The organism is Methylomonas methanica, from assembly GCF_001644035.1.
Classification (GTDB): domain Bacteria; phylum Pseudomonadota; class Gammaproteobacteria; order Methylococcales; family Methylomonadaceae; genus Methylomonas; species Methylomonas methanica_A.
In genome coordinates, this window is sequence record NZ_LUUG01000002.1 from 20,728 (window position 1) to 32,344 (window position 11,617).

13 protein-coding genes are annotated in these 11,617 nt (G+C 54.0%); 6 read left to right on the plus strand and 7 right to left on the minus strand.

Annotated elements, in window-relative coordinates; all coding sequences use genetic code 11:
* The first annotated feature begins 38 nt into the window (after positions 1 to 38).
* Complete coding sequence (locus A1332_RS00170; RefSeq protein WP_064006573.1) at positions 39 to 788, plus strand: hypothetical protein; 750 nt, start codon at positions 39 to 41, stop codon at positions 786 to 788.
* Between the two features lie 10 nt (positions 789 to 798).
* Here the strand turns inward: A1332_RS00170 and A1332_RS00175 are convergent, their stop codons facing one another.
* The 6 genes from A1332_RS00175 to A1332_RS00200 form a co-directional block, all read right to left on the minus strand.
* Positions 799 to 1,269 (minus strand): hypothetical protein, encoded by a 471-nt coding sequence (locus A1332_RS00175; RefSeq protein ID WP_064006574.1) that lies wholly within the window; start codon positions 1,267 to 1,269, stop codon positions 799 to 801.
* 93 nt (positions 1,270 to 1,362) lie between these two features.
* The gene (locus tag A1332_RS00180) at positions 1,363 to 1,767 is read right to left on the minus strand and encodes a hypothetical protein (RefSeq protein ID WP_064006575.1); all 405 of its coding nucleotides are present in this window, start codon (positions 1,765 to 1,767) and stop codon (positions 1,363 to 1,365) included.
* Positions 1,767 to 3,506 carry an Hsp70 family protein gene (locus tag A1332_RS00185; RefSeq protein WP_064006576.1) on the minus strand — a complete coding sequence of 580 codons (1,740 nt, stop codon included), beginning with the start codon at positions 3,504 to 3,506 and terminating at the stop codon, positions 1,767 to 1,769. The genes A1332_RS00180 and A1332_RS00185 overlap by 1 nt, the downstream gene beginning before the upstream one ends.
* 17 nt (positions 3,507 to 3,523) lie before the next feature.
* On the minus strand, positions 3,524 to 4,174 hold the full coding sequence (locus A1332_RS00190) for a nucleotide exchange factor GrpE (protein WP_064006577.1): 651 nt from the start codon (positions 4,172 to 4,174) through the stop codon (positions 3,524 to 3,526).
* On the minus strand, positions 4,171 to 4,503 hold the full coding sequence (locus tag A1332_RS00195) for a DnaJ domain-containing protein (protein ID WP_064006578.1): 333 nt from the start codon (positions 4,501 to 4,503) through the stop codon (positions 4,171 to 4,173). The genes A1332_RS00190 and A1332_RS00195 overlap by 4 nt, the downstream gene beginning before the upstream one ends.
* Positions 4,504 to 4,509: 6 nt before the next feature.
* Positions 4,510 to 7,005: a hypothetical protein gene (locus A1332_RS00200; protein ID WP_064006579.1), complete on the minus strand. Its 2,496-nt coding sequence runs from the start codon at positions 7,003 to 7,005 to the stop codon at positions 4,510 to 4,512.
* A 199-nt stretch (positions 7,006 to 7,204) separates the two neighbouring features.
* Here A1332_RS00200 and A1332_RS00205 point away from each other — a divergent pair, with 199 nt between their 5' ends.
* From A1332_RS00205 to A1332_RS00225, 5 genes are all read left to right on the plus strand, one after another.
* Positions 7,205 to 7,405, plus strand: a complete 201-nt coding sequence (locus A1332_RS00205) for a hypothetical protein (RefSeq protein WP_157203902.1) — start codon at positions 7,205 to 7,207, stop codon at positions 7,403 to 7,405.
* Between the two features lie 137 nt (positions 7,406 to 7,542).
* Positions 7,543 to 7,836, plus strand: a complete 294-nt coding sequence (gene tnpA, locus A1332_RS00210) for an IS66 family insertion sequence element accessory protein TnpA (RefSeq protein ID WP_064006581.1) — start codon at positions 7,543 to 7,545, stop codon at positions 7,834 to 7,836.
* Positions 7,824 to 8,174 (plus strand): IS66 family insertion sequence element accessory protein TnpB, encoded by a 351-nt coding sequence (gene tnpB, locus A1332_RS00215; RefSeq protein WP_064006582.1) that lies wholly within the window; start codon positions 7,824 to 7,826, stop codon positions 8,172 to 8,174. The genes tnpA and tnpB overlap by 13 nt, the downstream gene beginning before the upstream one ends.
* 72 nt (positions 8,175 to 8,246) lie before the next feature.
* Positions 8,247 to 9,881 (plus strand): IS66 family transposase, encoded by a 1,635-nt coding sequence (gene tnpC / locus A1332_RS00220; protein ID WP_064006583.1) that lies wholly within the window; start codon positions 8,247 to 8,249, stop codon positions 9,879 to 9,881.
* A gap of 226 nt (positions 9,882 to 10,107) precedes the next feature.
* On the plus strand, positions 10,108 to 10,584 hold the full coding sequence (locus A1332_RS00225) for a hypothetical protein (RefSeq protein WP_064006584.1): 477 nt from the start codon (positions 10,108 to 10,110) through the stop codon (positions 10,582 to 10,584).
* A 103-nt stretch (positions 10,585 to 10,687) separates the two neighbouring features.
* On the opposite strand, the gene A1332_RS00230 is transcribed toward A1332_RS00225, so the two are convergent.
* On the minus strand, positions 10,688 to 11,590 hold the full coding sequence (locus tag A1332_RS00230) for a hypothetical protein (RefSeq protein ID WP_064006585.1): 903 nt from the start codon (positions 11,588 to 11,590) through the stop codon (positions 10,688 to 10,690).
* Positions 11,591 to 11,617 lie beyond the last annotated feature (27 nt).

Below are 11,617 nucleotides of genomic sequence, written 5' to 3' on the forward strand. Positions count from 1 at the left end.
TTTGCAAAACATCTCACTATCAAGTCCGGAGCCCCGCCATGAAGCCATGCCCCAAGTGTAATCGGGATGTGCCGCCCACCGAAGATAGCTGCCCGCACTGCGGCATCGTTTTTGCCAAATATTACAAATACCACGGCAGCTCAAGCTCGCAGGGCACGGATAGGCCGCAAGTCGTGATTCACATCGAGCCGCCGGCGGACACCATATTCGGCAACGACATTTATGCAGACAACGATGCCATTTTTGTCGGCCGCTGCGTATTATTACCAGGATTTTTAATCTGGAGCTGGTTGCTGATTACGCCGGGCTTGGCCAGCAATGCGGTCGGCGAATCGTTTCTGCATTTAATCAATCTGCCGTTTCACGAAGCCGGCCATGTGATTTTCCGGCCCTTCGGCCAATTTATCACCTCGCTGGGCGGCACCTTGGGCCAGATTCTGATGCCGACGATTTGCATGTTGACCTTGCTGCTAAAAACCCGCGACCCATTCGGCGCCGGCTTGTGTTTATGGTGGGTGGGCGAGAACTTCCTGGATATTGCCCCGTATATCAACGACGCCCGCGCCGGCCAATTACCCTTGCTGGGCGGCAATTTCGGCCATTCCGCACCATACGGTTTTCACGATTGGGAATATTTACTAACCGAATCCGGCCTGTTGGCGCAAGACCATACTTTAGCTAAACTCGCGCAGCTGCTGGGTGCGATGTTGATGATAATTTCGCTGATCGGCTGTGGCTACGTGTTGATCAAACAGCGGCAAAAGCTGACTGGCTCGAAAGCCGATTAACAGCAAAGAATTAGCCCAACCACGCTTTAACTTTCGCCTTCACCTGCGCTTTTACCTGCCGCGACCACCGGTAAATCTCGGTATCGACGATCTTCGCATGCGCCCAGTGCAGCCAGCCCATCACGGTGTGATAAACAAAAGCGATAATACCGAAGGTCAGCAACTGCGGCTTGGTCAATTTAAACACCCGCGCCACCAGCAAAGTGCCCAGCAACTTGGCAAACACTTCCAGCAAAATGCCCTGCAACAGCAGGCCGTGCAACAGCAAGGACAAGGCCGCCAGATTGATAGGCGTGACGATTAACACAGGAATAGTAAACGCCAGCAAAGCCATGGAAGGCGAGGTTTGTGCCAACCAGCGCTCGATACCTTCCAGCCTGAGCAGCAAAGCCAGGTAATGACCACAGGCAGACAGAAAATCCCATAACCATTCTTCGATGATCAGCAGGATGGCGAGCAGGGTAAGCAGGAGTTTATTCATGGTGATCTACCGAAAGTTAAACGCAAGACACGCCAGCCTAGCCGGACCCGTCGGCCAGATTTAGGCGGCATGGCCCGGCCGCATCACGCACCGCTAATCGCTACTGGAATTTGCCGACGATGTAACCGACAGCTGGCCTATCATCTCGTCAAACCGGCGTAAGGTTTCGTTCTGTCCTTCCAACATCCGCAAATGGCCCAGAATATCGCGCGCTTCCGGCCAGCGCTGCTCCGCCACAGTATCATAAAGCATCCGATATAGGCGCTGAACCAAAAAACCTCTAAGCAGCTTGGCGGCGGGGATTTGCTTGAAACTCAAGGAGCGCAATACGGCCGGCACGGCCACATCCATCCGGCCGGCCCCCGTGCTTTGTAAGGACACGCTCAGCCATTGTTCGGCTACTCGTTCGCTACGGACGATTTGCTTCAGATCGGCGCCGCAGCGCGGGCAGAGCGTGGCCGCGCCGAGCCGGGCGTTGCAGGCCGGGCAACGCTGCATTACGACTCCAGGTAGTAGATGATGTCGTTCAAGCGCTCGACCGGCTCGCGCAGCCCGGCTTCGTCACTGTTTTCCAAACAATTTGAAATGGTTTCGATTAAATCGACCATGTCTTCCTTGTCTTCGGCGGAGACGGTTTCGAACAGCGCTTCGGCTTTCTTGATCGCGTTGCGCGCGGCGGCGGCGGCCGGACTTTCCGGTCCTGAACCCCCCTCGCCACCGGCAGTTTCGCCGAACAAGCCGTCGATACGCTGTTTGGCGCTATTCAGTTCGCCGCTATCGAAGCGGGAAATGGCGTTGTTGATGGTGATGGCTTTTTCCTTGCCGGACGCTTTTTCCCGCGCGGAGACGTGCAAGATGCCGTTCAAATCCAGATCCAGCGTCAAGGTGATGATATTGCCGGCCGGCACGTCCAATAAACCCTCGACCAAAAACTCGCCAATTTCGACGTTGTTCAATGCGTCGGGGTCCTCGCCTTGAAAAATGCGCACGTTCACTTCGCGTTGATTGTCGTGAAAGGTCTCGAAAGCTTCGGTCTTGCGCACCGGCAATACGCTGTTTTTATGAACGATGGGCACGTACTGATACGGATAGGGCAGGCCATCCAGATAGCCGACCGCGCAGGTGCCGAAGGTATACGGTGTGACGTCGACCAACACCGTGCCGATGTCTTCGCCGTTGATCATGGCCGCCTGCATCGCCGCGCCCATCGCCACGCACAGGTCGGGATCGACTTCGCCGTGCGGTTCGAAACCGAATTCCTCGAACAGACGCTCGCGGATGCATGGCGTACGCGTCGAGCCGCCGACCAGAATGATTTCGTCGATGTCGGACGCGGTCAGCTTGGCGCCCTTCAGCGCAATGTGGGTGGCGTCCATCGTGGCATTGATATGGTCGGCGATCAGGTCTTCGTAGTCCGAACGCGCCAATTCCATCTTCAAATGCAGCGGCGTGCCCTGATGCTCCAGCAAATATTCTTCCTCGATGGTCGCGTAGGGCTCGTCGGACAAGCATAGTTTCGCCTGCTCTGCCGCCCGTGTGATGCGCGCCATCGCCTTGCCGTGCGGCTCGACTTCGATCCCGAATTGCTCGCGAATATGCGCCAGAATGCGATCGACGATCAACTGATCGAAATCGTCGCCGCCCAGATGATTGTCGCCATGGCTGGCCAGTACTTCGACGACGCCGCTTTGCACGTTGACCACCGACACGTCGAAGGTACCGCCGCCCAAGTCGTAGACCAGCATGCGTTTGGCATCGAGCCGGCCCGCGCCGTAAACCAAGGCAGCAGCGGTCGGCTCGTTGATCATCCTTACCACCTCCAGCCCGGCGATTTCGCCGGCCTCGCGGGTGGCCTGACGCTGGGAGTCGGAAAAATAGGCCGGCACGGTAATTACCGCCTTGACGATAGGCTGGCCGACGTAGGCTTCGGCAATTGCCTTCAAGCGTTTCAGGATGATCGCGGACACCTCCTGCGGCGTGTACGCTTGGCCGGCAATCGTCACCTGCGTGTCCTGCCCCATCAAGCGCTTGATCGACTTGACGGTGCGCTCCGGATAAATCAGGTATTGATTGCGCGCGGTTTCGCCGACCAGAATGCTGCCGTTATCGTCGAGTCCGACAAACGACGGCAAAATCTTCTTGCCGGCGTCGGCGATCACGGTGACTTTGCCGTTTTCGACGATGGCCACTTCCGAATTGGTGGTCCCCAGATCGATGCCGATGATGATGTCGTTCATAGTTGTTCCCTCAATACCTAAAGTTTATTGACCTTGACTTCCGCCAAGCGCAGTACCTGATCGTCGATTAAAAAGCCCTTGCGCAGCTCTTCGAGCACGACGGCGTTTTCCAGCGAAGGATCGTTGCCGATGGCGATGGTCGTCATCGTCCGGGCATCGAAGGGCTGGCCGATACAATCGATGGCAAATACCCGCCGGCGTTGCAGCATGTGTTCCAGGCGCTTCAAGGTGATTTCCTGACCTTCGCCAACGCTGGCGATGAAGCGCACGTCCTGTGGTTTGGAATACCGGAATAGGCCATCGACCGGCCGATAGTTTTGCAAGGCCCGATAGCCTGCGCTGAGCCGGTCGTAAATGTCGATCCATTCCAGCAGCATCGTCCGTTCGACCTCACGGCGTTGCTGTTGCAGGCGTTCGCCGGCTTTCGCCAGTTCCTCCGCCAGAGCTTGATTGTCCGCTTTCAAGGTTTCGACGGCGTCGCTCAAGCTATCCAGCGTGGCCTTGAATTGCCGCGACTCGGCCTTGACTTCGGTTTTCAGACCGGCTAAATCGCTGAATAAGGCGGTCAAATCCGGTTGGTCAAACGCGGTCAAATGAGCAAAATCGGTTTCCTGTAGATAGTGCTGCAAGGCTGCCAGCAATTCGTCTTGCGGGGTTTCTGTGTTCATGTTGGTTTAGTGAATTTAGCGAGCGATTTTTCGATGGCAACCGTACTCAACAGTTTTAAGAAGTCGTCCGCGGCCATCGGGCCGCCGGCGCCTTGTTGATTAAAAGCTTGCGCCAGCAACGCGTCGAATTCGACACGCGGCACACGAAACAAAGCGTGGCGCAGGCGGCAGTCTTCGTCCTTGATTGCATCATAGGCATCTTGAATTTGCCGAAAGCGCACGGAATCGCGGTCGGGCGGATTGTCCTTGACCCCTTGCAAATAGGCTTGTTTGATGTCGGCGTCGGCGGCCTGTTCGGACACACCCAGAATACGGTACGGTGAAATCATCGGTACTCAATTAAAAGGCAGTGAATATTGTGGAGAGTTATGCTCGAAACGCGCGAGGATGTCGTCGAAACCGACGCCGATCTCGATCTTAAGTTCCTCCGCGCCGGCTAGTATAGCTGCCGACCAGAGGAAATCCTGGTTCATAAACAAGATCGCCAGACGTTGCTGGCCAAGCTGCTCGCCGTATTGACGCATAATTTGGGCGGCGAAATAATCGGGACCCCGCTTGCGCATGATCTCCTCAATTTTCTTTTCAATGCGCTTGAACACAGCATCCGGAATGGGGCCGAACAAGTCTTCTATCGGATCGTCGCTAATGGGTGACTGCTCGAATTCATCCGTTTCATCCTCAATCGGCAAATGCTCGGGAGCGCCGCTGGCCCGCTCGAGCAGGCGCGCGATCAGCCCGACGGCCTTATGATCGTTTTGCGCCCGCGCCTCTTCCAAGGCAAGTTGCAAACCGAATAACAGCATGAAATCCAAACGACTGGCATCGCCTTGGCATTCTGCGACCCGCTGATAATAAAGCCAAGCGGGTTTTCGCCATCGGGCATTTGCCATTTTGGCGCAGTGCTTCAATAACTCGTAATGACCGATGGCTTCCAAAGTTTGGCACCAGGCGAGCAGCAGCGTTTCATGCTCCAGCAACCATTCCACCGACTTTTTCAGCGGCGCTTTGACTTTATCCAAGGCTTTGAACAATAAGCTTCTATCGTCCAATTGCTCGTCGTAATAATCGAGCGACGCGATCAGCCGCTGCAATTGCGGGGCCGACAGCAGAAAGTCCTTAAACGCCGGCAGCGCGCGGCTAATCCCTTGTGTCGGCAGTTCCAACAAACCGGCTTCGATCTGCGCCTGAAAATGCATATTGACCGGATCGTCATGCAGCGTGGCCAGGGTATCGACAATACGTTGCAAGCCCTGGGCTTTGTCTTCGGCCTGCCACAGATAAAAACCGCGCAACAGGTCGGCCTGACGGCGCAGACTTTTATCGATGGTCAATTGTTCGGCCGCTTGAATTTCCTTTTCCACCAAATGAAACTTTTCGGCTTTTACCAAGCGGCGGGCATGCGCCATGTGATTGGCGAACAACAAGTGTTTGGCCAAGGTATTGACCGGATCGATCTGCAACAAGGCTTTGGCGTAAGCTGCGGCTTTTTTAAAGGCTTTTCTGTCGGCGGCAGATTTGGCAGCGCGCACCAGCAAATCGGTATCGTCGGGGAAACGTTGCAGGCCGCGTTCCAACCAGTGTGCATACTGAACGGAGTCCGGCCGCTGTTCCTGATAAATCGTTAATAGCTTCAGATAGCTTTGCAGATCACTCGGATCGTATTCCAGGCTGTCGGCCAGCAACGCCGCAACTTCGGCGGAATGGGCCTTGTCGGCCATATGTCTGAGTATCAACGCGATTTTTCGGTCGTTCGCCGGCCGGTCTTTTTTCAGAATATCGATGCAGCGTTCCCAGAAAAATCCGGCGTCGTAGCCGTTTTCCGCTTGCTCGTGCAACAAGGCTTGCAAGCGGTTTTCCTCGAACGGGTCCTTGCTGGCGAAGTGTTTGAAGTAGTCTTTTTCGCCGCCCGGATACTCGGCCAACGCGCCCAGACAATAGGCTCGCGCGGCATCGCTGCCGAGCACATCGCGATATTGCAAAACCAGATTAAAGCGAGTCTTGGCGTCCGACTCGCCGCTCTGTTTTAACAGCATTTCCAGCAATTGGCCTTGGCGGGCGGTAAGTCCTTTAGCTTGAGCCACGATGCGGCGTTGATTATGTTCCAGGCCAGACAAGCCGGCGACGAAGTCCGCGCCGGATTGCCGGTAAGCCAAACAGGCCTTAGCCAGCGGTTGATAAGGCGATTCGTCGGGGATTTTGGCTAAAAGGGCCAAGGCTTGCTCGCTGTCCGCGCCAGCCAACAATTGCGCTTTCAGCAAGGTGCGCAAATCGCGAAACGCCGACCGGAACGGCAGTTGTTTCAGAGCCTGCTCGCAGCCCTCGCGCTCGCCGTTACGATACGCCGCCAGCGCTGCTCCGACCCATTCCCAATGTTTGAGCAGTGCGGAATCCTGGGGTAAATGCGGCAACAGGTCGGAGGCCCCGGATACCAACAGCGCCCCCAGATAAGCCGCCAGCGCCGGAAACTCTTCGTCCAGCTGCCGCGCATTGAATCCATACAGCACCGCATAGGCTTTGCGCTCGTTTTTGCCGGCCAGCAGCCACAGCACGTAAACGTCTTGCGCTTGCAACGGCGGTTGCGCGTTAGCTGCGTAATTTTCCCAAAGTACGCAGGCTTCCTTCAGCATGCCCTTGCCGGCCATCGCCCAGGCTCTTTGCAGATAGCAATCGGCCAAGCACCGTTTGGTTTCGGCGTCGGCCGATTGTTTTAACAACTCCTTGAATAAATCGCTCGCCTCCTTATAGCGCCCGGCGGCATAGTGTGCCCGCGCCTTTTCCGGCAACGCCGATTCTGATAGCCCTGCTGAAATTTTCTGGATGAATTTTTTCATGGCTGTGTAGGCAATAGCCCATGCTTCAAAAAGCCATTATAAAACAGTACCAGCATATGCGGCCTGTTATGCTCTCGCAAGCAGACTTCGATCCGAGTTCTCTTGATCGGCTACTCATGAAGCACGGATGTTTACGGCTTTTTGAGTGTTACTGCTCATAAAGAAAGTATTGTCACTCGCCCGCATATTGACATTCTGGATGCCTGAAGATGAAAGGCTTTACCCTGATGAGAAGTTTGATGATACTGACGTTGCCAAACGGTGGTATCAATCAATGATTCTTACACCAGCGGGGCAAGCCACAAGGTTTGTCCCGTTTTTACATGTTAGCCTCCCGGTTTTTTCGACGCCTTATTTTCTAAAAATTTATGAGTCCTTTGCCAAAGAAATAAAAATCTAACAAGCAAATAACACACCATTTATAACCAATAACCTTGCTTTTTGCTACAGCACTATTTCTTCGTAAGGCTCCGTTCCGCCCACCTGTAACACCCCAGTTACTTGCGGCATCCTGTGATTTTTTTATCAGGGGTGGCTATGGCCGTTACAACAAAATGGCGTCAGCATATTGAAAATTGGCAAAGTAGCGGTTTGTCGCAGGCGGAGTATTGCCTGCAGCAACGCATCAATGTCCGGACATTTGCTGCCAGGCTGTGCGACTATCGCAAACGGCCTTCGACAGAGTCGGTCGCGTTAGTGCCGGTGCAGATAGTGGCGGCGGCACCTGCGACAGCAGCTATTGTCTTTACTCATGTCCACGGTCATCGGTTGGAACTTTCGCCTTCGGTGCCGGCGGGTTGGGTGGCTGAGTTGTTACGATGTCTGGCTTGATCGATTATCCCGCGCAGATCTGGTTGGCGGTGGCGCCGGTTGACATGCGTCGTGGTCTGGATGGTTTGTCGGCCATCGTGCAGCAGAGTCTGAGGCAATCGCCTTGCGCCGGCTCGGCCTTTATCTTTCGGAATCGAGCGGGTAATCGATTACGCCTGTTACTGTGGGATGGAAATGGGGCATGGTTATGTCAGCGCCGATTGCATCAAGGCAGTTTTGTCTGGCCCAAGACCAATGATGCGGTGTTTGCGCTCAGTCAGGCGCAATGGCAATGGTTAGTCGCCGGTGTTGACTGGCAGCGCTTATCCGCTCAACCCTCGGCGGAATGGCAGGTATGATACGAGGGCTTAAAGCCAATAAAGTCCAGTAAAATCAAGGTATTCATCGGGTTATTCGGTATAATATTGCCCATGAATCCCTTGGCCCAACTCGATCAATTAGACCTGGAACCCGCCGCTAAAAACCAAGTTGCGGCGATGCTTCAGGCGCTGGTCGATCAAGCCGCGCAGGATGCTCAAACCATTGCAAATCAACAGGCGATCCTGCAAACGAAGGATGCCAGTATTCAAGCCAAAGACCTCAAAATCGCCGCGCTGACCCATGAGCTGGCGTATTACAAACGCATCCGTTTCGCTACCCGGAGCGAAATCCTGGCCCCGCTGCAACGGGATGTGTTCGAGGAAACCTGGAATACCGACCTCTCGGCGATTGATGAGGAAATCGAACAACTACGCGATGAGCAACCCTGCGACACTGTGGCTCGCCCCAAACGCCCACGCGCCGGTCGTCAACCGTTACCCGAGCATCTGCCGCGCATTGAACATCGCCACGAACCGGAGTCTTGCGCTTGCGGAACATGCGGCAAAGCGTTAGTCAAAATCGGCGAAGACGTGACTGAGCAATTGGACGTCGAACCCGCCAAGTTTTTCGTCCATAGACACATTCGCCCTCAGTATGCCTGCCGCGCTTGCGAAACGATGACGGCTGCACCGATTCCAGCGGCGGTGATCGACGGCGGCATGGCTGCCGTCGGATTGCTAACGTGGGTAATGATCGGTAAATACCTCGATCATCTGCCGCTGTACCGGCTGGAACAAATCGCTGCTCGCGATGGCGTGATCTTGTCCCGTTCCACACTAGCTGATTGGGTTGGACGCATCGGCGTGGCCTTACAGCCGCTGGCTGACCGCTTGGCCTGGCATTTATTGCAAAGGGATAGCTTACATGCTGACGAGACGCCCGTGCCGCAACTCGATCCCGGCAGTGGTAAAACCAAGAAAGCCTATCTGTGGGCCTATCGCAGTAACGATCTGCAACCGGGGCCCAAGCTCATCGTCTTCGATTATCAAGCTGGCCGCGGTGCCCGCTATGTGCAGCAGTTTCTGGGGGATTGGCGCGGCCACTTATTGGTTGATGACTACGGCGGCTATAAAGCCCTGTTTGCCGCTACCCGTTCACATCCCGCATCACAACGCCCACTTGAGCCATGTATCGAACTGGCCTGCCTGGCACATGCTCGGCGCAAATTCTTCGACCTGTTCCAAGCCAGTCAGAGCCCCGTGGCGCAAGAAGCACTGAATCGCATCGCCAAACTGTATGCGGTCGAAGCCGAAGCGCGTGACGTCAGCACTGATGCGCGCAAACAGCTGCGCGCCGAAAAAAGCCTACCCACGCTGGCCGCCTTGCACGACTGGTTGCAACAAACCCGCTTGTGCACGGCACCCAATACCGCCACGAGCAAAGCCATCGATTACAGTTTGAAACGCTGGACCGCGCTTACTCGTTACGCCGAAACCGGCGATTTACCCATTGATAACAACCCCGCGGAAAACTGCATCCGCCCCATCGCGCTAGGCAAAAAGAACTGGCTGTTCGCCGGCTCGGAACGCGCCGGACAACGGGCAGCGGTGATTCAAACCTTACTTGGCACCGCTAAACTCAACGGTCTCGATCCCTCGGCCTGGCTAAAAGACACCTTGGAAAAACTCCCCTCTTGGCCTAACCGGCGCATCGACGAGCTACTACCGTTCAGTAACATGGATTAAATCATAGTGGCAACTGGCTGACGATGTGGTCGGGCTACTTGCTTACATTTCTTCGGTTTTTCGTATAATTTGAGCGAAGTGAGTCCAATGCTGCGCTTGAACTTTGTGGACAGGGAATTTGCGGAATTGCGACAACACCTAGTACTTATTTATGACGGCTAAGTCCCTTAGCCTCTATCCACGTCTAAACTTCGAAGATTAACCCCGTTGCCTTTCGAGTGGACTCATGAAGGAAAAAATACAAAGTTTGATTGGTTTTCCCATCGACGAGAAATCTTATAAGGTCGACCTGGAATTACAGGATCGATACACCGCTTATTCTTCGGAAATACTGCGGCTCGCACTATTAGGGATAGCCGGATACGGCTTTTTGCTGAAAGACATCGTCTTGACCAACCAGACTACATTGGGGCCGCGTATTCATACTATCTGGCCCTTGTTGATCATTGGTGCCATCAGTTTGGGGTTATCGGCCATTTTGGCACTGCAACATCGGGTCTGCGCAACTGATTGCGTATCCAGCATAGCGGCATTCATCCGCAAAAGCGCCAGTGGCCGGGAGTCTGACGCCGAAATAGATCGTGACACGTTGCGGACCACGCTAAAAAGGGCGGCATTTTTACTCAGGACCAGCGCGATATTACTCGCGATTGGTGCCAGCAGCATCGTAATCACTTTTTGTTATGTGCTTTGGTCTATATAGACCCGAAATTAATCAGGCCCTTAAATTCTGTTCTTCCTACGCCTATCAAGGATCAGTTTTACCTCGGGCTTCATTGGGCTTAGCCCGAACGGAACACCCACCGTCATTTTGGCGGTAATCTCCTTCGACCTTTTGCTAATCTAAACCCTTCCGGTACGGGTTTAAATTTATCGCCTTCTTGCGGCCAGCGTTTTGCCCGGCTCTGGAAAGCCCGTAAGTCATCAACGTGCAAGGTAGCAGCAATGACAAAATCATTGTCACCACCGCGAACCCTTGCAAGATCACGCTCATAGGATTCCTTGGCGGGAGATCTGACACGACTATCACCGTATTTACGATTATTCACCAAAATGGTGTAGGCGTGAATATCCAATGCTGCCGATTCGACAAGGGAGGCGAAGGTTTCCAAATCCTGATTCCAGCTCAGCACCATCAAGGCATCGAGCTCGCCCTGAAAATTCACTCTTGCCTTACTGTTTTGCAGTTCGGAACAAACCATCACCCCAAAATAAACATCGTTATGAATGTATACAGGTTTAGGGTTATCAATTTCCAAAGACTTAGGCTTGTGAGTGTACACAGGAATCCCTTTGCTATTTTCCTTTACCTCAATCGCCCATTTCTTGCCAAACTTGGCGGTAAGCTCTTTGTCTTCGCCAACTGCTGGTTCAAGCTTCGGCTGCCAAATTCGGACGGCAGAGGGAAAGCCGAGTCTGTTGTCAGTCAACACAAGACAGGCCTCACTCAAAAGTTCGTCATTTTCGTAATGTCGGTATTCCGTTCCAGCAATTAGGCTAATACCAGATTGAGCAAGGTAGTTGGCAACAGTATCGATCCAAGGCAAAGGAATGGATAACTCAGGAAAAAGCACATAATCAGGCTTAGGCTTTAAATTAATAACCTGTTCTACCAACTCGGCTATTCGGCTATATCGAGCAGCTGAAAGGTTCGACTTATTACAAGCCATAGCGGCCCAATCACTGTCCTCGGTTTTTAGGTTCGTCAAAGCGACTACTGCGTATTCTGATTAATT